Below are 24,105 nucleotides of genomic sequence, written 5' to 3'. Positions count from 1 at the left end.
TCTATATTACTCTCTCCAGCTAGCATCAGCTCTACGGCATTTGCCTTGAACTCTTTGCTGTAGCTGCGACGACTTTCGATTTCCATGGTTTTATCTCCTTATTTAAGATAGACACATGGCAACTTTTTTGGGGGAGGTTCATTCCAGCATGGGCGATTATGATTACGATTAGGATTAAGAATTTCGCTCAGGTGTCCCATTGTTGAACTCAGGTCGGACGGCGGCGATAGCCGCGAGTGTTTTTGGCTGAACAGTCTTTCTGAGCAAATTCACGTGGCATCGGTCGCAAAGACCGATGACCAGAGAGGGCCGACGGTTACCAGTAGAACCGACATCATCCGCCTCGGCGGACTTCGGCGAGCTCAGTCGAGCCGCGGATGCTACACCATCTTTCCGAAAGTAGCTTTTTCTAGTGTGGTGTCAGCAAAGGTTGTTTCTGAAAATATCTCAGGGTAGCCAATTCGCCGTTTCAACCAAAGAGTCGCTGGAGGGTCCGCGTCTCGCGGACCGTTTGATAATCTGAATTGCCAAGCGTTGCGGACGCCGAGACGGCGTCCCTCCATCGTTCGGGATGCCAATCTGTCGGTTAATTCCCTGACACCACACTAGTTTCATTCGGCGATAGCCATTGTGAACGGCTGACCCCGAGCCAACACTATGATCCGGATTTGGAATGGATTTGCCTGTAACAAATGCGCCAGAATTAAAGCGAAGCTGCATCATTCACTTTTCCCTCCGCTGCACCAAGTAAAGATGTTCGCAGACCAAAACGGTTTCTCCCTGCTGATTCGAAACCTCGATTTTTTCGATGACGAATCCTTTGTCGGGCCGCTTGTAATCCCGTTTCTCCGAGATCGTCGCGGTCGTTGTAATGGTATCGTTGATGAAGACCGGTTTGATGAATCGAAGCTTGTCGTAGCCATAGGACATTGCGACGGGGTTGATGTCTTCAGCGGTCGAGCCGATAGCGATGCTGAAGACGAGAGTTCCGTGTGCAATTCTCTGTCCAAAGTCCTGCTTGGAGCACCACTCGGCGTCCATATGGTGCGGAAAGAAATCTCCCGTTTGCCCGGCGTGGATCACGATATCGCTTTCGGTAATCGTGCGTCCGGAGGTCTTGCGGGTCTGACCTACCTCATAATCCTCAAAATAGACTTCTTCCGTTTTCATGATAGCTGCGTGACCCCAAGGGTTTGGTTGATGCGCATGGCGCAGTTCTGGATCGCTTTAAGATTTTGGGAGATTTTCGGTGCTCGAACATCGTTGCCTAACTGACTGACGGCCAGAGAGGCACACAAGCCGGTCGTTGCAATCCCTACAGCAACTGCGATGTCGACCACTCCCTGTGAAACCTCACTTTGTGAAATCTCGAAGCCCCGTTCTCGAACCATTTCGATTCGTTTCAGGTAAGCCTCCTGTTTATTGGATGAGAGTGATAAAAAATGGGAATCCTCGCCAAGGAATGACCGGACAGCCTCTTCGTCCTGAAGGCTGAGCTGAACGCGTCCCGACACAGTTTGAGTAAGTGGAAAGGTGGTTCCTTCGCCAACCGCCAGGCACACCTGGCGAGGCGGCATCCGCTCCATCATGATCAGGAGATTGTTTCCGTTTTGAATGCCGAGGTGACAGGCCTCGCTGATTTCACTGGAAAGCTGCTCCATGGGTATACGGGCTGCCTTGCGAAGGGTGCTAATGGATGCCTGTTGATGACCGAGTTCGAAAAGCCGCATGCTGAGGCCGTAGGCTGCTGTGCCCTCCTGTTTTTGAACATAGCCACGCTCTTCGAGGACGCAGAGCATACGGTAGATTTCACTCGGTGTGCGCTCCAAAGCGTCGCCGATTTCAGATTTTGAGCAAGGTACGTTCCTTCCGGCAAGGAACTCGAGGATGTCGAGCCCCTTTTCAAGAGCGGGGGCACTGTAGCGTTGATCGGAGAGCTCGGTCATTAGCAGGTAACGTTTCCCACATTGAGGAATATTTTCGCTTGATCAATTCATTTATAAATAAAATATTCATATACGAATTGTTTAAACCCTAATCCCTCATGTTTCAAAAAGCTACTCTAAGAGGTATCACCTGGGACCATATGCGCGGCTTCACGTCGGTGGTTAGCACTGCGCAGCGTTTCCATGAGCTGAATCCCGCTGTCGATATCCTCTGGCAAAAGCGTTCGCTACAGGAGTTCGCTGATAAGCCCTTGGCGCAGCTCGCGTCCGAGTATGATCTTTTGGTAATCGACCATCCTTGGGCAGGTTTTGCAGCTGCGAGTGGTGTGCTGGCAAATCTCTCCGAACTTCTGGATGAATCCTTCATGATGGATCAGGCGGAAAATTCCGTGGGCCAGTCTTATGCAAGCTACAACTTTGATGGAAGCCAATGGGCACTTGCAACGGACGCTGCCTGCCCGGTCTCAGTCTACCGACCGGATCTGCTCGAACAGGCTGGTGCTGAAATTCCAAGGACTTACGATCAGCTCATGGATCTGGCGGGGCAGGGGCTGGTTTGTTGTCCGAGTATCCCGCTGGATACCTACGGGAACTTTCTCAATTTACTGACAGCGGCAGGCGAAGAGATCTTCCCGAATGAGGAAGAGGTGGCTGACCGCGATGCCGCGATCCTAGCACTCGAAAGGCTCAAAGCGTTCTCTGATTTAATACCGGACCAGTTTTTCGATTTAAACCCGATCCAAACCCTCGAAGTGATGTCGCAAGGTGGAGAATGGGCCTATGCGCCTTACACTTATGGCTATTCAAACTACTCGCGGAAGGGCTATGCCCCGCATCTTCTCCATTTTGCTGATGTGATCGGAGTCGACGCGGGTAAGCCAGGATCTACTATGCTCGGTGGAGCGGGTCTTGCGGTTTCCTCAAAGTGCAAACATTTGGATATCGCGAAAGCTTACGCTGAATTTACGGGCTGTGCCGCGACGCAAACCGGCATCTACTTTGAGTCCGGCGGGCAACCGGGCCATCGGAGCGCGTGGCTGAATCCTGAACTCAACGGCCAAACCGCCGACTTTTTCAGTGCTACGCTGCCAACATTGGACCGAGCGTTTGTGCGTCCTCGTCACGAGGGCTATCTCCAGTTTCAAGATACCGCGTGTTTGCATATCCACGAGTATCTTCGCAATGGAGGAAATGTTGGAGCGACCTTGGATTTAGTGAACGAGATTTACCGGGAGACGCGCGTATGAAACTTCCCCTCGAAGGGCTGACTGTTCTTGAATTCAGTCAATACTTGGCCGGGCCCTACGCGGGACTTCGTTTGGCGGATTTGGGCGCGCGGGTGATTAAGGTCGAGCGTCCGGGTGCTGGTGATGCTTGCCGGAAGTTGGTCACCAAGAATCTGGTTGTTGATGGCGATAGTCTCGTCTTCCACACCATCAACCGGAACAAGGAATCCTTCGCGGCAAATCTCAAAGACCCGGATGACCTTAAGACGGTGAAGAAGCTCATCGCCACTGCCGATGTGATGACGCATAACTTCCGTCCCGGCGTGATGGAAAAGATCGGGCTCGATTACGAGCAAGTGAAGGCGATCAACCCATCGATTGTTTATGGCACAGTCACTGGGTATGGCAAAGAAGGTCCTTGGAAAGATAAACCAGGGCAGGATCTACTCGCGCAATCCATGTCGGGAATCACTTGGTTGACTGGGAAAGCGGGCGGTCCTCCAGTGCCGCTTGGCATGGCTACAGCCGACATGCTTTGTGGCACACACCTCGCACAGGGAATTCTCGCAGCGTTGATCCATCGCGGAAAAACCGGGGAAGGCACCACGGTCGAGGTCAGCTTGTTGGAATCGATGATTGATTTTCAATTTGAAGTGCTCACCACGCATCTCAACGACGGCCGTAAACCGCCTCAGAGAGCCGAAGTTAGCAATGCACATACTTACCTGGGAGCACCTTATGGCATCTATGCGACAGCCGATGGGCATATCGCGATCGCGATGGGCTGTCTCAATAACCTTGGAAAGCTCATCGGTTGCGTTGGTCTGGAAGGAGATGCGTTCGAGGATCGCACACGACTACAGACCGTTCTTGCGGAGCACCTTGCAACCGAGACGACAGAGCATTGGTTGGATATTTTACAGCCTGCCGACTACTGGTGCGCCGATGTGTTCAACTACGCGAAATTGATCCACCATGCTGCCTTCAGGACCCTGCGAATGGAGCAGACCGTTAGACGTCCGAGCAGTGAACCAGTCAAAACCTTGCGATGCCCAATCAGAATCGATGGGCAGCGAATTTTTTCTGAGAAAGCAGCCCCGGTCCTCGGCGAAGCAAATGAGCGGCTAGCTCGGGAGGTTGCGCATGGCTAAGGAGTCCCTTCCGCTCGAAGGCATCACAGTTGTTGACTTCAGCCAGTTTCTCTCGGCACCTTCAGCCAGTTTGCGAATGGCAGATATGGGCGCGCGAGTCATTAAGATCGAGCGCCCGGAGACGGGCGATATCTGTCGCCAGCTGTATGTTTCAAACACGGAAATCGATGGTGAATCGACCATCTTTCATGCGATCAATCGCAACAAGGAAAGTTACTGTGCCGATTTGAAGGAAGAGAGTGACCGTGAGAAGGTTCGTCAACTCGTCGCGAAGGCAGATGTGGTCATGCACAACTTTCGTCCATCTGTGATGGACCGGCTCGGCTTTGATTTCGAATCGGTGAAGGCACTCAATCCCGACGTGGTCTACGGCGTGATCACGGGCTATGGGGACGAAGGTCCATGGGCGGGAAAACCGGGCCAGGATTTGTTGGTGCAGTCTCTCAGTGGCTTGACTTGGTTGAGCGGCAACCGCGACGACGGACCCGTGCCGATGGGTCTGGCCATCGCGGATATTTTTGCTGGTGCACAGCTTTGTCAGGGGATTCTTGCTGCGCTTGTGCGCCGTGGTATTGGCGGGGGAGGTGCGCTGGTTGAAATCAGCATGTTGGAGTCGATCCTTGATTTTCAGTTCGAGCCGCTGACTGTTCACTTTCAGGACGGGGGAGAAGAGCCGGAAAGGACCGTGAGCAATAATGCTCACGCACTCGTCGGCGCACCCTACGGCGTTTATGAAACTCAAGACGGCTACCTTTCTCTCGCCATGGGCTCAGTGACACAACTCGGCGAGCTTCTAGAGTGTCCAGCTCTCCTCGAGTTCTCGGATCCGTCGCAATGGTTCACTCTCCGGAACGAAATCAAGACCGTCCTCGCCGAACATCTCAAAACCGGGCCGACTGCAAAATGGCTACCTGTCCTTGAAGGTGCCGACATCTGGTGTGCCGAGGTCCTCGATTGGAATGAGCTTCTTCAACACAATGGTTTCAAGGTGCTCGATATGTTGCAGGCAGTAGAACGAACGAGTGGTGCTTCCTACGAGACGACCCGTGTGCCGATTAAGTTTGGTGGTGTCCGCGAAGCCTCTGCGATCGGTTCGCCTGCGATCGGAGAGCACAACGGAAGGATTGAGGAGGATTTCTTGTCATGAGCGAGCTAGTCGTTCGGTATTCAAGCACTGGCAGTGTTGGGTGTATCACTTTTAACCGTCCGCCAGCCAACGCTTATGACCTCGGTTTCCACCTGCAGTTGATTGACGCCGTCGATGCAGCCGATGCGGATAGCGATGCACGGGTGGTCTTGGTGGTTAGTGCGCTGGATCGTTTCTATTGTGCGGGGGCGGACATCAAGGCATTCGCGTCGAATTCGGTTGAGGAAAACAAACGGATGGTGGATACGGCACGCACTGCGCTCTCAAAGATCGAGGCGAGTGGTAAGGCCTTTATAGCCTGTATCTCAGGGCACTGCCTGGGAGGTGGCCTGGAGATTGCGTTGGCCTGCGATCTTCGATTCGGTGCGGAGGGGGAGTACAAGATTGGCCTACCGGAAGCAAAGCTTGGATTGCTGCCGGGTAATGGCGGTTCCCAGCGCCTTCCTCGTATCATCGGTCCGAGCCATGCCTTTGTGCTTCTTGCCAGTGGCGAGAGTATCGACCCGGATGAAGCACTTCGAATCGGTCTGTTGAATCGAATTTTTCCGGAGACTGAACTCATCAGTGGCGCAACCAAACTCGCCAAAGAAATCGCAAAGTCTGCTCCCCTGGCGGTCGCCGCCTGTAAAACGGCTGTACGGAAAGGCCTGTCGATGCCGATGGTCGATGCGTTGGAGCTGGAAGCGAACCTGGTCGAGGAACTCTATACGACAGAAGACGCGCGCGAAGGTTTTCGCGCATCCACTGAGAAACGCGTTCCAATTTTCAAAGGCTGCTAATGACTCCAATCCTCCAAATCCCACACTACCATGAGACATTCTGAAACCATTCACGACTACCGCTGCTATATCAACGGCCAATGGGTCGAATCCGATTCAGGTGCGCGGATCGACGTTGAGAATCCAGCCAATCACGAGGTCTTTGCTACGGTTCCGTCCTGCTCCACGGCGCAGGCGATGGAAGCACTCGAAGCTGCTGAAAAAGCGCAACCGGCCTGGCAGGCCCTCCCACCCATCGAGCGTGCCGGTTACCTCTTCAAGATCGCTGACGGCATCAAGCACCAGCGCGAACACCTTGCAAAGCTTCTTGTGCTGGAGCAAGGCAAGTCACTGGTTGAAGCCTTGGGTGAGGTGGACGACACGATTCGCTACATTAGGTACAGTGCAGAGGCGGCGCGTCGCATTACCGGCGAGATTCTGCCCTCGGATATGCCCAATGAGCAGCTGTTCATTCACCGCGTGCCCTACGGAGTGACCCTTGGGCTTTGTGCGTTCAACTACCCGCTCGCACTCATCGGTCGCAAGATCGGTCCCGCTCTGATTACGGGAAACACGATGGTGGTCAAACCGCATGATGTTACTCCGGTGACCGGTTGTGAGTTCGGAAAAATCATTGAGGCTTCCGGGCTTCCGGCGGGCGTTCTCAGTGTGGTGACCGGAACCCCAACAGAAGTGGGTGTTCCTTTGGTAGAGAGCCCGCTCACGCGTCTGGTTACGATGACGGGCAGCACTCCTGCCGGTCAGGCGATCTATGCAAGTGCCGCGAAGAACATGGCCGGACTTTGTCTCGAGCTTGGAGGTAAAGCCCCGTTTATCGTGCTTGATGATGCGGATATTGACAAAGCCGTCGAAGCAGCCGTCATCGCCCGCTACGCAAACTGTGGTCAGGTCTGCATCTGCAACGAAGCGGTGCTCGTCGATGAACGTGTGGCCGATGAGTTTACTGATAAACTGCTCAAGCGAGTCGCCGAAGTGAAAGTCGGCGATCCGATGCAAAACATCGGGATGGGTCCGAGCACCAGTAAGGCAGGCCTGGATCGAGTGTTCGGAATTGTTGAAAAGACGATCGAGCAAGGGGCTGAGCTTGCCTGCGGTGGTAAGCGCCCGGAAGGGGTCGAGTTCGAGAAGGGAAACTGGATGGAACCAACCGTCCTACTGAACGCCAACCCGTCAATGGCCGCTTTCGCTGAGGAGATTTTTGGCCCGGTAATGCCAGTCGCAAAGATCTCCGGTTACGACGAAGCCCTTTCGATCTGCAACGCCCGTGATGAAGGTCTTTCGGCCTATCTCTGGACCAAGGACTACAATCGCATTATGCACGCGACTCAATACCTCCAGACTGGAACGATCTTTGTGAACAAGGGTATCTGTGGATACATTCAAGGCTATCACAATGGCCACAAGCTGAGTGGCGTTGGTGGTGAGGATGGGACCCATGGTCTCGAAGGCTACCTACAGAAGAAGACCATCTACATGGCTTGGGACTGACCTGCGTTCCTTTTCATTTTGACCGATTGCTGAAACAGACTTTGACGCGATGATCGACTATCTTCCCCAGCTTCCTCAACAAAAGCGCCCGATCTACATTATTGGTGCGGGAGGCATCGTAAAGGATGCGCACCTGCCGGCTTACCGGAAGGCGGGCTTCGAAGTCTTGGGTATTACGAACCGAACTCGGTCGAGGGCAGAAGTGATTGCTGCCGAATTTGGAATTCCGAATGTCTTCGACACGATCGAGGAGTTGATTGCAGCCGCACTCGCCGATGCGGTATTTGATTTGACCCTGATGCCTGCGCAGTTCGTGCCGACGCTTGAACTGCTCCCGGATAAGGCTGCGGTATTGATCCAGAAACCAATGGGCGATTCGCTGGCTGAGGCCTTGGAGATCCTAGAGGTCTGCCGACGCAAACAACTGGTTGCGGCAATCAATTGCCAGCTTCGTTTTGCTCCGTTCGTGATTGCGGCTCGGAATTTGATCGAAAGTGGAAAGATTGGTGAGCTTTACGACCTGGAGGTGCGTGTTTCCGTTCAGACACCTTGGGATCTTTTTCCCAACGTAAAGTTTCATCCGCGTCTCGAAATTGCCCAACACTCCGTTCACTACATCGACCTCGTGAGGTCCTTTCTTGGAGATCCCCGGTCGGTCATGGCGAAGACGGTTGGGCACCCAGCCAAGCCAATGTCGAGCACGCGAACTGGGCTAGTGATGGATTATGGAGAGAAGTGCCGCGCTGTTTTGAACATCAACCATGACCATGATTTTGGTGCTCAAAATCAGGAGAGTTTCATCAAGTGGGAAGGGACCAAGGGAGCGATCAAAGCGAAGATGGGTCTGCTCATGAACTACCCGGACGGCGTTCCCGATGTGTTCGAATATTGTCTTTTGAATGGAGGTGAACCTCCCCAATGGATCGAAGAAAAGCTCGAGGGTTCGTGGTTCCCCGAGGCTTTTATCGGAACGATGGCGAGCCTGATGTGTTTTCTCGAAGGTTCTACGAAAGAGTTGCCCACGAACGTGGAGGACGTAGTCAATACGATGGCGGTTGTTGAAGCGGCCTATGGCTCGAACGATGCCGGTGGAGTGGTTCCAGAGTATCAATAAAAACTTCTAGAAAGAGATTTATGAAAGCAGCCTACTACAATGGAAATCAGGAGTTCGCTATCGATGGATGTGAGCCCGTCGCACCAGCGGCCGGTGACATTCGTCTCAACGTCGCTTACTGTGGTGTTTGTGGAACCGATATTCACATCGCCCACGGTGCGATGGATGCCAGGGTGCCATCGCCAATGGTGATTGGCCATGAAATGTCAGGCACAGTTGCGGAGCTCGGAGAGGGAGTTGATGGATTCTCAGTCGGTGACAAGGTGGTCGTTCGCCCCCTTGACAACCGCGGTGAAACGGATGCAGACCGGGGATTTAGTCATATTTGCAAAGACCTGAAGTTTATCGGTATTGATTCTCCTGGGGCCTTTCAAAGTTCGTGGACGGTCCCTGCGTTTACGGTCCATAAGGTTCCCGCGAATATCGATTTGAAGCTGGCTGCTCTCGCTGAGCCGTTGGCGGTGGCCTGCCATGATGTTCGTCTGGGAAAGGTCCGCGAAGGTGAACTCGCCTTCGTCCTCGGTGGGGGACCCATTGGTATGCTGGTCGCTTTGGTCGCTAAGGCGGCCGGTGCCCGGGTCGTCGTCTCGGAGATCAGTCCGTTTCGTCTCGAATTCGCTCAATCGCTCGGTCTGGAAGCGCTCAGTCCAGTCGATACCGATCTTGAGCGATGGGCGAAAGACGAGAGCGGAGGATTTGGGGCCGACATCGTCTTTGAGGTTTCCGGGGCGAAATCTGCGGCTGCTTCGATGACGAAACTACTCGGGATACGCGGCCGCATCGTCGTGGTGGCAATCTATCCGCAGCCGATCGAGATCAACCTCTTCGACTTCTTCTGGAAAGAGCTCTCGATGAGTGGTGCGCGGGTTTACGAACCGGAAGACTATGAGAAGGCAATCTCATTGATCGCGGGCGGCGATATTCCTTTCGACAAACTCATTTCTCTCGTCGAGCCGCTGGAGAAGTTGCCCGAAGTCTTCCAGCAACTCGATAGCAACCCGGAGGCAATGAAGGTCCTTATTGATTGTCAGTCTTAACTCCACACTTGTAGTGCATATTATCAATTCCCTTGTATCGATTGTAGGGCTCGACCTTGTGTCGATGCCGATAGCCCCTTGTAAATCAGACAAGCCACGAGTGGCGCGCAGACAACCTCCGTCGGTCTTCGAGCTATGGCGGTCGAGAGCTGCTACTCCACAAAGGTTGAATTATCCAAAAAAAGAATGTTCTATGATCAGGCCAGCGGTCAAAGGAGCGATAGAGTCATAGTGGTCTCAAAATCGAAATCGGTATCGAAATCTCTATCGGAAGGCGTCGATGGGCGATTTGGATTTCGATTTCGAACATCGAATATCTTCTATTTCACAGGCGGAGTAATACATCCTGCTAAAACACCAAACAGTTTTTTTTGAATCATGAGCATACTAAACGATTTCGATCTCACCGGTAAGGTAGCGCTTGTTACTGGTGCGAAGCGCGGAATAGGAAAAGCGATGGCCGTCGGCCTGGCAGAAGCTGGGGCAGACATTATTGGTGTGAGCGCCAGCCTGGAAGAGAGCGGCAGCGAGGTAGAACAGGAGATCACGGCGCTTGGGCGTCAGTTTAATGGCTACAGTTGCGACTTTAGCGACCGGGCAGCTCTCTACACCTTCATCGAGCAAGTGAAGGTAGATTACCCGGTGATCGACATTCTCGTAAACAACGCGGGGACAATTCTCCGTGCGCCGGCTGTCGAGCACGGTGACGACCTTTGGGACAAAGTGATCGAGGTGAATCTCAACGCCCAATTTGTTCTCACCCGCGAGCTTGGTAAAGAAATGGTGGCGCGAGGGGAGGGCAAGGTGATCTTTACGGCATCTTTGCTCACTTTTCAGGGTGGAATCACGGTCCCCGGCTATGCCGCCAGCAAGGGCGGGATTGGGCAGCTTACGATGGCCTTCGCCAACGAGTGGGCGGGTAAGGGTGTGAATGTCAACGCCATCGCGCCGGGCTATATCGACACCGACAACACCGAGGCTCTTCGCAACGATCCGGTCCGCAGTGAGCAAATCCTTGCGCGGATTCCAGCCGGACGATGGGGGCAACCTCAGGACTTTAAGGGGCCCGTTGTCTTCCTCGCGTCTCCAGCGGCCAATTACATGAGCGGCCATACGATGTTGGTCGACGGCGGCTGGATGGGACGTTAGATACAGTCCTTTTTCATGTACTTTCTGTTCCTCTCTGTTCGGTAAGTCATTTTATTTCGAAGGGGGAACTGAGGTAGCTCTCGAATCGGGCGCCTTGTCGATCTGCTTTATCGTATGCCAAGACAGTTTCGGACTTTCGGCTACAGGTTTAACTGGTAAAATTCTGCAATGCTCCTCGGGACAGCTCAACAGACGCTCTTTCGCAGTGGGCAGAGGCTCTTTAAATCCAGAACAGCTTTTGGATATACGGTTACTGTAGGACAGGCGTCCCGCTTGGTTGTAAGATTAGAAGAGCCAAGACGGCCGTCCTAATTTAAAAGTGTTCGAAAAAAACGCCTCAACCGCGAACGGTCGAGACGTATCAATAGCTCGACTTTGCAGGCTTACAGGCGGCGGCGAGTTACCGCGAATCCGATTCCAAGCACTCCGAAAAGAAGCGCGAACTGATTTGGCTCGGGAACCGCCGTGTATGAAAAACTCAATGCGTCGATCGTCGCTGCACCACCTCCGAAGTCCTGAAAGTGTCCGACCGCTTGCGTCCCGCTATTACTGAAATTAAAAGACTGTCCAGTTTCAGAAAAAATCAGATTTCCGTTGATGATCTGCTCAACGGTAAATATCTCTGCCGCAGTCGCCGTAAAGCGGACTTCGTAGTTAAAGGTCTCTCCGACATCAACACCCGTATCAATGCGACCGGCTGTGTCCACGCTGAAATTACTGTTTTGCGCGAAGATATTTGTGCCGTCGGACGTCAAATGCCCGCCATCAGCCATCGAAGAATTTCCAAGGATATTTCCGTCATCCACGTTCGAAAGACCTAAAACAAAATTGTTATTTCCGCCCGCGCTGATCGTCACGCCAGTAGCGGCAACCGAGATCGTAGAACCGATGTCCAGAGCCAAAACTTCAGCTTCAGAGAATCCACTATTCCATCCAAACAGTGCGCGATTGAAACTACTCGCGCCGTTGAGTATCCCTGTTGTTGCGGTGTCCGAAAGTGACATACCACCTTGTCCGATGAGGCTATCAGGGTTGTCACCCCCGAAATTTATACCTCCGTCGAACCATCCGTCCGAGGCAGTGAATGAAGTGTCAAAGAGCGTAACTGTCTGTGCGCTCAAAGATGTGGCTAGGGTTGCAATCAAGAGGAATTTCAGGGCGCTTGTTTTCATTGTGGTACTGTTTTGGGGTTTTAGGGGAGTAGGGCTGTAGGATAGCCGCCTACGCAAGACAGTTTACTCTTATCAGGTGTAAAGCAAGTTGACAAAATCGGTCAAAACTTGTCGATTCTGAACATATGAAACCGCTCAAAGAGGCGACCTATCCAATCAATCTATCGGAGAGGCCGCGAATCGTATGGGCGGGGGTAGACACCTACGAGCACATGCTCGGGAATCCATTCAAGCTCGGTAATATCTGGACGCTTCATCTCTACGAGTATTCAGCGAGAATAAGACTCGGTGAAGAAGATCATCCGTTTAGTGCGGGGTCGATTGGCATCTGTGAGCCTTACAGTAGGATTGAGTATCACAGCTGTTGGGCGGGTGAGGGTCGCCATTTCGCGTTTAATTTTCAGGTACCGGATGTCCGCGGTGATGCTATCTGGGAAATCCCCCGTTTTACTAGGGCAGAGGTTTTACAGGGGCAGCACTATGAATCGGGAATTCACAGAGCAATCACGGCCTGCAACGAGTTCCCATTCCGGGCGGAGATCGAGCTCTGGTCGATCCTTCTCAATTTGGCTCATCCACCGGACTCTCAAAAACAACGTGACGAACGTTCGCTTGACCAGCGCCGGATAGATCGGGCCTGCTCCATGATTGATCTTGGTTTGGATAAGCCGATCTACGCCCAACGGATTGCAGACGAGCTCCAAATATCGGTCACCCATGTTGGGCGCTTGTTCAAGAAATACCTCGATTGTCCGGTTGCGACCTACATTCGGCGAAAGCGAGCCCAGCGAGCCCATGAGCTACTGGTCTTTTCGTCGGTCTCGATCAGCGACATCGCAGTGCGGGTTGGAATACCGGATCTGGGAAACTTCAACCGCCTGATCCGCACGACCTACGGACTCTCTCCAAGAAAAGTAAGGGATTTGAAACCGGGGCTTCAGGTTGTCGAGGGACTCGATTAGGGAAGCTACGGCTTTTCAACTTTGGCGAGCTGATCTACGTGCTTCGGCTTGTTGCAACCGAGCGCAAGGCAAAGGCGCTCGCTTAAGGTGTCCGAAGGGTTATTGTCCCGAAGCGACTGTCAGCGAGTAGTCCTCGATGGTCACAGAACTGAATAAACCAGTATCAACTCCGGCGGAACCGAGAGAAGATGGGTGTGTTTGGAAACCTGCTGCAACGCCGGAAGGTGTGTTTTCTAGACCAGAAACTCCGCTTACCGAGTAGGAGAGGGATAGGGGTGAAGCAAGAGTGCCGCCGGTGAGCGTTGTTACCACGTCCCATTTGTCTTCCCCTTTCTTCGTAGTTTTCATCGACAGTGTCCAAGTGGTAGGATCCGTCAGATCCGAGGCGAGATCGATAAAGTGGGTTTCAGAACCTCCACCAAGTCCAGAGCGGAGCTCGAGCTCACCGGTGCTGGGGAAGTAGTAGATTCCGGAGCTAAGGGTGGGGGAGAAGTTCACCTTGCCCACTTCGTCGAAGATTCCGAAAGTCAAAATACCCTCTTCAAAGCTATCAATGTCATTTGAAGGCGTTTGAGCAGCTGAAAGAGTAAATTTTACTGTTTGAGTGATCGACTCGCCGACTGTGTTCGACCCTACAAGGTTTATCTGGTGAGCACGGATGAACGCACCCGAGGTGTCGTTGGCAACAGTGCCCAATCCGTCGGCTTTCCACTGGGTCTGTGCAACCCACCCGTCCTGTCCGTTCAGGTTTCCGGGGATCAGGCCGTCGAATGAGGTCGCATATTCAGATTGAGCTGAAGCAGAACCAGCGATGATTGCTGCAAGAGACACTGCAAGGAGTTTAGTGAGGGTTTGCATAGGGAAGAGGTTTAAAAAATCACACGTGTAAAGTTGGGCCACGAATACCTTGTGTCAAAAGCAAATTTCCTCCGGATCTTGTTTCGGATGTGGTCGTGTTTAATGTGTTTTTTTCGAGGGCTTTAGAAAACCAAGCTTAGCCGAGTACGTAAACAGTCAGAGGCTTTCTTTTTTTACTACCCCTCTTATCCCATTTCCAAACACGTTAGTTCCTCAGCTATCGACCGCGAATTTTTGAGACATCTATTTCATAACATTTGATCTATTCGTTCTAGCCATAGATTCTCAGAGACTGCTCAAGATAAATTTGCCCAACGATTCGACGAGCCGGCTTTTCTGAACGCTGACGAGATGGAACGTTTGAATCTGGGAATTCACCTTGGCTCTTGGAGTCCTGTGAGAGCGCTTTGACGTAAGTGGAAAGAGTAATCGTCTACATCCCCACAGTTAATAGATCCTGTCGAAAATCCGTCTTGGCTTTGGAGTCAACCCCAAGATTTCAAAGGACCAGGGGTCTCTCCCGTCTCGAGCAGTCAACTATACGAGCAGCCGAAGGACGTTGGTCGATGTTGGCTGGATGGGACGGCGACAGTCTTTCGCCTTAAAAGAAAATAAAAAAAAGGCCGACACAGTTTAGGGTGCCGGCCCTTCTCGAATTTACAGGTTCTCGCTTATCTACGACGGCGCATCGCTACGGCTGCTAGACCGAGGACACCTGCCAAAAGCGGGAAAGTTGTAGGCTCAGGGACGACACTGATAGAGAAACTATTGACCGTGACGCCCTGGAATGGTCCGGTCACGACCCCACCAGAAGACAGTGCCGACGGGCGCATTTGGAATCCACCAGCGATGCCTCCACCGTCAGAGTCGGTGTCGATATCTGTAAACCCGGTCGCCGTTCCAGCTATATTTGCGGATCCCGCGCCGGAAATTGATGCAACATAATCCCAGGTTTCCGAGCCAGTTTTTGTGTATGTTGTGGAAAGAATCCAGTTTGATGGGCTGGTGAAACCGTCCGCCGCAGAAAGTGATGCCGACGTGTCGGCAGTGAGGCCTCCTTCTCCGCGTAGTTCAAGGTTGCCTGTGCCCACGTCAAAAAAGAGACCAGCGAAGGGGCCGCTCGCAAACCCTTGAACTCCCTGCTGGTGAGTTAGGTCGAGGGTTACGATACCTTCCTCGAACACTGCGATGTCGGTGGACGGAGTGCGATAAGATGATAGAGTGAAGTCGAGCGTAATCGTCATGCTTTCTCCGATAGCAGTGGATCCCAAAACACCGGTGTTGTGAGCGCGGATAAACGCACCCGATGTGTTGTTTACCACTTCGTTGCTTGCGACTTGCCATTGGGACTGTGCAACCCATCCGTCTTGGCCCTGTAGCGGACCATCGGTAAAGCCATCAAAGTTGGTGTTGTAAGTTATTGCGTAACTCGTCGCCGAGGTTGCTGCGACGATGAGAAGAGGGGCCAGTGATTTCATTGTAGGGATTAGAGGGGTTGGTATAGTTGTGTTTCCCGATAGGGTTAGAGATACGATGTTAGTCGTTCATGGTTTTTGCAAGAAAAACTACATTCGAGTAAAGTATCTTTTGTGTTCAGGGAATAGCTAGCCAGTTTCACGTGGATGTTGCGGCAGTTGCAGGGTTGTAGAGCGTCGCGTCTGCAACACCACGGGTTAAGGGAACAAGTTCGATGGAGTGCCCAAATCTTGTTTGAGCTGTCTTCGATCCACGGGATCCGCGATCATCGCCTCGCAGCACTTGAGGACATGTGCCTTCCAAATTTTCCTTGGGGTTATCCTGATCATCAAATGAGATTGTTCTCAGGTATTACGGCCTGCTCGAGAATCGGCTCTGCGTCACTTGGAAATCCGGTTCGGCTCTGGCCGTGAAAATATTGCCTTTTATCGAGGTGCTTCGAAAAGAGTTGACTTCGGTGATTAGCTGACTTTGCATGTGTAAAGCGTTGGTGATTTTGCGTTTTGTAAAAACCACAACCCTATAAAATTCACCCCATCATCACCCATGAGTTCAATATACAAGCATATCCTCTTCGTTTTTTCCTCAGCCCTCACTGTCTCCGCCGTGGACATTGTTAACTTCACCGCTGGAGAAGGTTACGTAGACGGAAACCTCAACAACAATCCGGCTTGGGTTGCTCAAGCGCAGTGGCAGGTGGACAGCTCGGGAGCTGGGTCTGTTACGTCAAATACCGGAGCTTTTATTCGCGGGTTATACCTCGGCTCATCAAGCACCAATTCGATAGGTGATCAGATTACGATGTCCCTCGATTTCAGCTTCACGAGTAACTACTTCTCTCCTACCAACCCGCCATCAACTAACGGCCAACAACAGTTCTTTCTCATGGGCCTTGCAAACACCGATGGATCAGCTGCAGCCGTGCCACAACTCCTTGGTGTTGCACTCGCCCGGGGGGCCAGCGATGACTCGCTTCAGCTACGTCTTGGGAGCGGTGGTTCGGGAACTTCGCTTGGAAACGCCAGTGACTTCGACGGCGATTCTTTTTTGTTCACAACAACATGGACGAAGCTCGATGCAGACTCTTACGGAATAGCAAGCACAATTGTGGCTTCCAGTGGGCCAACGGTCTACGAACTGAACACAACAGTCGACGACGCAACCGCAGGAGACAGCTCCATTTTTCGCGGTATTTTTAATATACTGCCGTCTGCTGGAACCGCTGGGCCAGACGTGAACTCTTATGATGGGATTTCGATTGACACATTCACTTTCGGCGTCGTCCCTGAGCCTGGGACGTTCCCTCTTCTGGCTGGACTTACGGCTCTCGCGTTCGGTCTTTTTCGCCGTCGTCGTTAGAAAAGGCTTTTCTACCGGCAGACTGTGAACCTCTGTAGCTTCAGGGCTTCGGTAACTAGCGGTTTGATTCTTTCAAAGTCTTCTGCCCCTAAGGCGTGACGGATGGCTAAAGCCAGCCGAAAAGGTTGTGATCGTCTCCCTCGTTGATCTTCTTCTGGTTAGGGGAGTGATTCTAAATCTATAGATTGGGCACACAACAGGCTTAAATCGGCTTCTCCAGATATTACTTCGATTCGTGAACAGATAGCTTATTCCAATCGAAGGTAACGCCGACTCCGGGCTGATCGGGAGCGACGGCTCGGTGGTTTTCTACTACCAGTGGTCGGGTGGTGTATTGGTCGATGGGGAAACTGTGGACCTCTAGCCAGCCTGCGTCGGGTTGGCTGGAGAGGAGACTGACGTGAAGCTCCTGCATGCCGTGGGTGCAGACGGTAACGCCGTGCACGTGGGCTAACTTGGCAGCGGCGAGCCAGCCGCTTACTCCGCCGCAGTTGGAGGCGTCCGGTTGGATATAGCTGAGCTTCGCCTGATTGAGAGCATACCCGTGCTCGTAGATGGTGTGAAGGTTTTCGCCCATCGCGAGAGGCACTCCGGTGGCCTCTGCGATTTTGGCAAATCCTTGGTAGTCGTCCGGTAGGGTGGGCTCTTCGAACCAGAGAATATCGAATTTGGCGAACTCTTTGGCTGCCAGGATCGCCTCGTCGACCGTCATCGAGTAGTTGGCGTCTACCATAAAGGTGATGTCCGGCCCGATCAGCTCGCGCACGGCTTTTACCCTTTCGACATCTTCTTCGAGCTTTTCGCGGCCGACTTTGATCTTTACCCCGTTGAAACCCGCATCGAGATAGCTCTTAATATTTTTCAAAAGCTTCTCGAGTGGGAAGTTCAGGTCGATGCCGCCGCAGTAGGCCTTACAGGTTTGGTCGGCACCACCAGCCATCTTCCAGAGTGGTTGGCCGGCCTTCTTGCAGCGGATATCCCAGAGTGCGATATCGATCGCTGAAATCGCAAAGGAAGCGATGCCTCCCCGGGCCACATAGTGTACATGCCACTCCATGAAGTCGTAGATTCCCTCGATGTCGGTTCCGTCTTTTCCGATGAGAGCCGATTCGAAATCGTGCTCAACCATCGCCTTGATTGCGTAGCCACCTTTGCCACCGGTGTAGGTGTAGCCGGTGCCTTCGGAGCCATCTTCGAGGCGAACGGTAACCGTGATAAGCTCGAAGTGAGTGTGGTCGCCGTGTTTGGCATCAGTCAGCACTTCCGGCAGCGGGACTTCGAAGAGTCGGGTGGTGATGGAACTAATTGTATTCATAGAATAAAGGGATTTGTAGTCGGGAGATCGAAATTCCTGTGGCCGAACCCGTTGCCTATGGTTGGTAAGGTTGGTGACCGGCGGGCGTATCTGCGCCGTGAATTTGTTCAAGGAGTTCATTGAGCTCCTGAACGACTTCGGGATGTTTGTTGGCAAGGTTGGAAAGTTGGGCGATGTCGCCTTCGAGATCATAAAGCTGCGGTTCTCTTGCATTCCCGGTTTCGATATTCTTGAAGGGCATCCATTCCGGTCCGTCGTGGGGAGGGATGAAGACCCACTTGCCTTTGCGCACCACTGTTTTGGCGCCAATGCCCTCGGTGACCAGGCTCTCGCGACCCTTTTCGTCATTACCAAGAATCACGTTGCTCATTTCTTGACTGTCGGCGGTTTCGCCGCTCGTAAGATGCACCCCGGCAAGCTCCGCGAAGCTGGCAAGGAAGTCGTTATGGCTGAACAAGGCCGGACTCTCTCCGGGGGTAATCCGTCCCGGTGACCATGCGATCATCGGCACACGGGAGCCACCGTCGAACAGGCTGTATTTGCCCCCACGTAAAGGTCCGGCCGGACTGTGGTCACCGGTCAGCTCGCGAGCCTGATCAACGTAACCGTCATCCAATACGGGGCCGTTGTCGCTGGAAAAGACGACAATGGTATCTTGATCGAGGCCTTGTTTGCGCAAGTGATTCAGAAGTTCTCCCACAGACCAATCCAGCTCGGCAATCACATCGCCTCGAGGCCCTTTATTTGTCGATCCCTTGAAGCGCGGACTGGGAATGCGCGGTACGTGTGGCTGATGGAGTGCGTAGTAGAGAAAGAAGGGAGTTTCCCGGTTCTCCTCGATGAAGCCTTTGGCACGATTGAGAAAGACATCACTCATGGTTTCGTCATCCCATTGAGCGGACTGGCCACCGCGACTAAATCCAATGCGGCCGACGCCATTCACGATTGTATCGTGGTGGTGATCGTCGCTGTGCGGCATCGTGAGGAGCTCAGGGTTACCTTTTCCGGTTGGGACTTCAGGGAAGGGGTTATTGCCACCATAGCGGACTTCGATGGGGTCCTTGGGATCGAGGTTGTCGACGTGGCTCCCGTCGACATAAACGCAGGGCACACGGTCGTTGGTGGCCGCCATGATGTAACTGGTGTCAAAGCCGACATCAGTGGGGCAGGGATGGATCTCGCCATTCCAGTCGACGTGACCATTGCCAAGCCCGATGTGCCATTTTCCCACCACTCCGGTGCGATAGCCCACCTCTCGAAGCGTTTTTGGCAAGGTGCGTTCGCTCTCGCCGATGATCATGGGCGCATCGCCTGCCAGAATCTGCGCGCGTGGATTCCGCCATGGATAGGAACCCGTCAGGAGGCTGTAGCGCGAAGGGGTACAGGTGGCCGCAGTGGCGTAGCTATTGGTGAAGCGAATGCCTTCGGTCGCCATCCGATCCAGGTTCGGCGTTGGCAGCCCTGAAGCGCTGTAGCAAGAAAGATCCCCAAAACCAAGGTCGTCAGCGTAGATGATGACGAAGTTAGGCTTTTTTTTCATGGGAACCATACTGTAGCAGTTTCTCCGAAGTCGAAATCAGCGGAGCGGAAATCAAACTCGAAATCGATTCGTTTCGCGATTTCCGTTGCGCTTCGTCGACTTCGATTTCGAGGGCAACCTTCTCAGTCAAAGTTTACGTAGTAGGTCTTCTTTTCAAGATACTGTTCGAAGCCGTATTTGCCGTCTTCGCCACCGGTGCCACTAAGCTTGTAGCCATTGTGGAATCCTTGGTGTTGTTCGCCGTGTCCGCGGTTGATGTAGATTTCACCGAACTCGAGCGCTTTGTTGAGGCGAAGAATGGTCTTCATGTCCTTGGTGCAGACCATTGCAGCGAGACCGTAGTCGCAGTCATTGGCGTAGGTCATGACTTCATCGAAGCTGCTGAACTTGAGCACGGGGAGAATCGGACCGAACGACTCTTCGTGCACGATGGTCATCTCCTGTTTCACATCGGTTAGGATGGTCGGTTCGAACCAATAACCTTTGTTAAGGTCGGCACCTTTGGCACGCTTGCCGCCGAATGCGAGCGTAGCTCCTTCCTCAAGACTCACCTTGACGAGTTCTTCCATGTGTTCGAGTTCAGTCTTGCTGACTTTCGGGCCGATGTCGCTGCTTTCCTCCATCGGGTCGCCGACCTTTAGCTGGGCCACTTGAGCCATGAATCTCTCCATGAATGCATCGTAGATGTCTTCATGGAGGTACATGCGTTCGTTGCAGGTACAGACCTGGCCGCAGTTGTCGAAGCGTGAATGGAGCGCGGCTGCGACCGCGGTGTCGAGATCGGCGTCCGGAAAGACGATGAACGGTGCCTTTCCGCCCAGCTCGAGCTGGCAGTGTGCCATGTTGTCGGCAGTGGCCTTGATGATTGCCTGGCCTGCTGGCGTGGAACCGGTCATCGTGACCATGTTGGTCAAGCGGCTCCGGCATAGGGCATCCCCCATGGTGCGTCCGGGCCCTGTGACAATATTGAGAACTCCATCCGGAATGCCAGACTTCTTCGCGAGATTGCCCAGCTCGAGAGTCGCCAAAGGCGTCTCTGTAGTTGGCTTGAGAACGACTGTGTTGCCCGCAACCAAAGCCGGACCGAGCTTTCGTCCTGCAAGTGCCATCGGGAAGTTCCATGCAGTGATGGCAACGACAACCCCGCGCGGATTCTTATGGATCCAAATGTGCTCGTTTTCGTTGTCCGATTGGACGATGTCGCCGTCCATCTGACGCGCCCAGTCGCAGGCGTATTCGATGAAGGAACAGACGACGTCGACTTCAAAGCGGGCTACCTTAAGCAGTTTGCCCTGCTCGCTTACGAGCAAGCGGGCGAGACGTTCATTGTTTGTGCGGACGAGATCGCAAAACTTTCGGAGGAGCTCGGCACGCTGCCGTGCAGGGGTTGCGCCCCAGGCGGGCTGAGCGGCTTTTGCTGCCTCCAGCGCGGCCTGAGCGTCGTCTTCATTACCGTTTTGGACGATACCGGCGACGGATTCGTCGGATGGGTTGATCACCTTTACGGTTTCACCCGATGCGGACTCGACCCACTGGCCGTTGATGAAGAGTTTGTAAGAAGGGGTTTTAGCGGTTTCGCTCATGATACGTTTGTTTTAAAGGGTTATTCAAAGTTCCAGAGTTCTGGGAAGTAACGGTAGTAGCTCTTGCCGTAGGAATTTGCTGAGGCGGCGATTTCCCTGTGCATTTCAGCACAGTGTTTCTTGGCTTTTAACTGGTCACCGATGGTGAGAGTGTGCCAGTTTTCCGCAAGAATATCTCCGTTGCGATCAACGATTTGTAATTCCACACGAAACGTCGAGCTGTCCTTGCCTTCGACCTTCCAGTTGACTCGGCCAAACTCCTTGGAGCTGTTCGCCTCGACTTCGATTTCGATACGGTCTCCCTGCTGCACCTTGCCATTGGAATGGATTACTCTCCATTGTAAATTGAGGTCCTTCAGATCCTTGTGATGGTCGTTGACGACCCAAAGCCCAGCATCAAATAGACTTCCCGGATTCCAGCGCCGTTTGGTGTATTCCAAACTCGGCAGCAAGGGCTGATAGGCGCGTTTCACGTAGTCGAAACAGAGCTTCTTCTCGCCGTAGTAGTCAACGATGCCCCATTTGATGTCGGGCATGTGGGTGATGAAGTGGCAAAGCGAGACACAGCTCACCCGTGGCTTGCGTCGGCGGAAATGTTCCAGTGCAAACTGTGCGATGATGCCGTGTGCGGTTTGGGTGGCTTCAACGAAGTCTTCGAGGGAATCTGTTCGGGGCTCCCCAAAGACTTCGACGTTCAGTGTTTTGAGGATGTCGATGTCGGCCCAGTGGTAGCCCCAGCTCGGTCCCATGGGCCAAAGCTCGTTTTCCGGGATGAATTTTTTCAGGCTTTTGATCGAGGGTGCGGATGCGGCTGTGAGTTCGGGGACTACACAGAAATCGAGCTTTGGATAATACTCTTCCATCAGCACGTCGCCCGCTCCATAGTAGTGCTCGTTCGCATGTGTGGACTCCTTTGGCTTGAAACCGAGCTTGCGTCCGAAGGTTTCACTCATCGGAGAAGCGATTCCGTAAGGGATGTTGGTCACCTTTCGCACGGCTTCGCCGATCGATTCCATGATGAACTTGTTGTCGCTCTCCACGTGGGCGTTGGAGAAAAAGACCTCTTCTCCGCCCATGAACATGATTGCGCTGGGGTGGTTGCGGCGTTGCTCGACGATTTGCACGCACTCGGCTACCGCCGGATGGAAAACCTCGGGATCTGCCTTGTAGGCCTGTGTCGCGAAACAGAAATTGGTCCAGACGGTGATCCCGAGCCGGTCGCAGAGCTCATAGAAGTAGGGGACCTCCGGCGGGTGCCAGCCGAAGATGCGGAGGTTGTTGATATTCGCCTCCCTGACCATCTTCAGTAGTGCATCGTACTTCTCGTTGCGGTTTCGACCGTAGAGCATCGAGGGGGGACCACTCCAGCAAGCGGAGCGCAGAAACATCGGTTTGCCGTTGATGTTGAACGTCCAGTCGTACTCGACCTCGTCCTTCGAAAAGCCGGGGTTTCGGGTCATCTCGACCTCTCTTATTCCAAAGACCTCGCGGTAGCTGTCTTGTTCGGTTCTACCGGTCTTGAGCCCGATTTCGACCTCGTAGAGCCTTTGCTCGCCCATACCCATGGGCCACCAGAGCTTGGCGTTGCGCACCGGGACTTCGACACGCACCACGTTTTTTCCCGGGGCGAGCTGGGCTTTTTGTCGGATGACTATCGGTCTTGAGCGGAAATTTTCTCCCTTAACGGAGAGGTCCAAGGTTCCGAGAACGGGTGCGTCCATTTTACTGCTGATTTCGACATCGATTGAGACCACCGCGTCCTTGCCATCGATGGTGGACTCAATACGGGTCTTTTCGATCCGGTGAGCACCGGTGGCACGGACTCTAACGGGTTGCCAGATGCCCATCGGGATGACATCGGGCATGTAGTCGCCGCCGAAGACGAACTTCCTCCCCATAACACGGCGATGGTTTCGCGGCGGCGGGTCTAGTTTAAGCATGAGGATGTTGCAGCCTTCGGCCCACTTTTCGAATCGAACGAGAGGGCTGATATCAAAATCAAAGTGAGAAAACATGCCCTCGTGGCTCCCGAGGTGCGTGCCGTTGACCCAGGCGTCGCAGCTGTAGTCGACGCCCTCAAACACAAGGCTGATCCGTTTGCCGCGCATCTCCTCTGGCGTTTCGAATTTCGTAATGTACCACCACTCAAGCTCCATGGCCCATTTGGCGCGAATGAAGTTTCGCCCGAAGTAGGGATCGTCGATGGCGCCTGCCCGTTGGAGGTCGGTGTAGACATCGCCGGGAACGCAGCCCTGGTTCCAGTTGTAAAAAGTGCCCTGATACTCGGAGGCAAGCTCATGAAAACCTTCGATGATCCCCTGGCCAGGGCGAATGCCCTGCATCTTCCAGTGGTTACCGCTTAAGTCGATTTCGATACGGGAGGGCATGCTTACCAATTTTTTGGGAACTAGTGTTGATGGGGAAGGGGGATGGAAACCAAGGATCTGTTGTTAAAAATACCAAAAATTACATAGTCAAGGATGATCGTGCTTCTGCCCACTAATATCGTTGGTGAAAAAGATTTGTAAGTTTTGGGTATAAGGGTAAAACCGAAAAACTTACACAAAAACCGCTGTTTGTTGGCGAATAGGGATGACTCGAAAGGGTTCGATTATCCTTTGCACCTTGTTTTTTAGGGATTTTGGTTACAAAATCCGGAAAAAAAAGTAAGGTCCTTATTCGGTCTGTATTTCTGGACTTTAGTAGGGTAATTATTTGTTGAAAATGGTATTGACAGAAAAGATCTTTGGGAGAGACTGAGTTTGTTCAATCGCAAGATTCTTAACGCTAACCCAATCGCCCC

General features: G+C 53.1%; 19 protein-coding genes. 10 read left to right on the top strand and 9 right to left on the bottom strand.

All coding sequences use genetic code 11. The annotated features are described in order from the left end of the window. Positions 1-723: 723 nt before the first annotated feature. Together AAGJ81_02410 and AAGJ81_02405 are read right to left on the bottom strand one after the other, a co-directional pair. Positions 724-1,170, bottom strand: a complete 447-nt coding sequence (locus AAGJ81_02410) for a MaoC/PaaZ C-terminal domain-containing protein (protein ID MEM0964992.1) — start codon at positions 1,168-1,170, stop codon at positions 724-726. Next, entirely contained in the window at positions 1,167-1,946 is a 780-nt protein-coding gene (locus AAGJ81_02405; GenBank protein MEM0964991.1) for an IclR family transcriptional regulator, read from the bottom strand. Before AAGJ81_02405 ends, AAGJ81_02410 begins: the two co-directional genes overlap by 4 nt. 98 nt (positions 1,947-2,044) lie before the next feature. Here AAGJ81_02405 and AAGJ81_02400 point away from each other — a divergent pair, with 98 nt between their 5' ends. From AAGJ81_02400 to AAGJ81_02365, 8 genes are all read left to right on the top strand, one after another. Continuing rightward, positions 2,045-3,193, top strand: a complete 1,149-nt coding sequence (locus tag AAGJ81_02400) for an extracellular solute-binding protein (GenBank protein MEM0964990.1) — start codon at positions 2,045-2,047, stop codon at positions 3,191-3,193. After that, positions 3,190-4,323, top strand: a complete 1,134-nt coding sequence (locus AAGJ81_02395) for a CoA transferase (GenBank protein MEM0964989.1) — start codon at positions 3,190-3,192, stop codon at positions 4,321-4,323. The genes AAGJ81_02400 and AAGJ81_02395 overlap by 4 nt, the downstream gene beginning before the upstream one ends. After that, the gene (locus AAGJ81_02390; GenBank protein MEM0964988.1) at positions 4,316-5,470 is read left to right on the top strand and encodes a CaiB/BaiF CoA-transferase family protein; all 1,155 of its coding nucleotides are present in this window, start codon (positions 4,316-4,318) and stop codon (positions 5,468-5,470) included. Before AAGJ81_02395 ends, AAGJ81_02390 begins: the two co-directional genes overlap by 8 nt. Continuing rightward, entirely contained in the window at positions 5,467-6,249 is a 783-nt protein-coding gene (locus tag AAGJ81_02385) for an enoyl-CoA hydratase-related protein (GenBank protein ID MEM0964987.1), read from the top strand. Before AAGJ81_02390 ends, AAGJ81_02385 begins: the two co-directional genes overlap by 4 nt. Positions 6,250-6,279: 30 nt before the next feature. After that, positions 6,280-7,737 (top strand): aldehyde dehydrogenase family protein, encoded by a 1,458-nt coding sequence (locus AAGJ81_02380; protein MEM0964986.1) that lies wholly within the window; start codon positions 6,280-6,282, stop codon positions 7,735-7,737. Between the two features lie 49 nt (positions 7,738-7,786). Next, on the top strand, positions 7,787-8,851 hold the full coding sequence (locus AAGJ81_02375; protein ID MEM0964985.1) for a Gfo/Idh/MocA family oxidoreductase: 1,065 nt from the start codon (positions 7,787-7,789) through the stop codon (positions 8,849-8,851). Positions 8,852-8,871: 20 nt separating this feature from the next. Continuing rightward, entirely contained in the window at positions 8,872-9,888 is a 1,017-nt protein-coding gene (locus AAGJ81_02370; GenBank protein ID MEM0964984.1) for a zinc-binding dehydrogenase, read from the top strand. Positions 9,889-10,272: 384 nt separating this feature from the next. After that, positions 10,273-11,037: an SDR family NAD(P)-dependent oxidoreductase gene (locus AAGJ81_02365; GenBank protein ID MEM0964983.1), complete on the top strand. Its 765-nt coding sequence runs from the start codon at positions 10,273-10,275 to the stop codon at positions 11,035-11,037. A gap of 383 nt (positions 11,038-11,420) precedes the next feature. Here the strand turns inward: AAGJ81_02365 and AAGJ81_02360 are convergent, their stop codons facing one another. After that, positions 11,421-12,209, bottom strand: coding sequence for a PEP-CTERM sorting domain-containing protein (locus tag AAGJ81_02360; GenBank protein ID MEM0964982.1), 789 nt, complete (start codon positions 12,207-12,209; stop codon positions 11,421-11,423). 125 nt (positions 12,210-12,334) lie between these two features. On the opposite strand from AAGJ81_02360, the gene AAGJ81_02355 reads away from it, so the two are divergent. After that, on the top strand, positions 12,335-13,171 hold the full coding sequence (locus AAGJ81_02355) for a helix-turn-helix transcriptional regulator (GenBank protein ID MEM0964981.1): 837 nt from the start codon (positions 12,335-12,337) through the stop codon (positions 13,169-13,171). Positions 13,172-13,270: 99 nt separating this feature from the next. On the opposite strand, the gene AAGJ81_02350 is transcribed toward AAGJ81_02355, so the two are convergent. Continuing rightward, the gene (locus tag AAGJ81_02350) at positions 13,271-14,029 is read right to left on the bottom strand and encodes a hypothetical protein (GenBank protein MEM0964980.1); all 759 of its coding nucleotides are present in this window, start codon (positions 14,027-14,029) and stop codon (positions 13,271-13,273) included. Between the two features lie 671 nt (positions 14,030-14,700). Continuing rightward, positions 14,701-15,507: a PEP-CTERM sorting domain-containing protein gene (locus AAGJ81_02345; GenBank protein ID MEM0964979.1), complete on the bottom strand. Its 807-nt coding sequence runs from the start codon at positions 15,505-15,507 to the stop codon at positions 14,701-14,703. A gap of 544 nt (positions 15,508-16,051) precedes the next feature. Here AAGJ81_02345 and AAGJ81_02340 point away from each other — a divergent pair. Further along, entirely contained in the window at positions 16,052-16,864 is an 813-nt protein-coding gene (locus tag AAGJ81_02340) for a PEP-CTERM sorting domain-containing protein (protein ID MEM0964978.1), read from the top strand. Between the two features lie 223 nt (positions 16,865-17,087). On the opposite strand, the gene AAGJ81_02335 is transcribed toward AAGJ81_02340, so the two are convergent. The 4 genes from AAGJ81_02335 to AAGJ81_02320 form a co-directional block, all read right to left on the bottom strand. Beyond that, positions 17,088-18,179: a mandelate racemase/muconate lactonizing enzyme family protein gene (locus AAGJ81_02335; GenBank protein MEM0964977.1), complete on the bottom strand. Its 1,092-nt coding sequence runs from the start codon at positions 18,177-18,179 to the stop codon at positions 17,088-17,090. Between the two features lie 55 nt (positions 18,180-18,234). Then, complete coding sequence (locus AAGJ81_02330) at positions 18,235-19,719, bottom strand: arylsulfatase (protein MEM0964976.1); 1,485 nt, start codon at positions 19,717-19,719, stop codon at positions 18,235-18,237. Between the two features lie 122 nt (positions 19,720-19,841). Continuing rightward, positions 19,842-21,302, bottom strand: a complete 1,461-nt coding sequence (gene aldA, locus AAGJ81_02325; GenBank protein ID MEM0964975.1) for an aldehyde dehydrogenase — start codon at positions 21,300-21,302, stop codon at positions 19,842-19,844. 20 nt (positions 21,303-21,322) lie between these two features. Beyond that, complete coding sequence (locus tag AAGJ81_02320) at positions 21,323-23,689, bottom strand: sugar-binding domain-containing protein (protein MEM0964974.1); 2,367 nt, start codon at positions 23,687-23,689, stop codon at positions 21,323-21,325. Between the last annotated feature and the right edge of the window lie 416 nt (positions 23,690-24,105).

Source organism: Verrucomicrobiota bacterium (assembly GCA_038744685.1).
GTDB lineage: Bacteria > Verrucomicrobiota > Verrucomicrobiia > Opitutales > Puniceicoccaceae > Puniceicoccus.
Note: the sequence above shows the minus strand (reverse complement) of the source record. Positions and strands in the feature narration are given on the sequence as shown.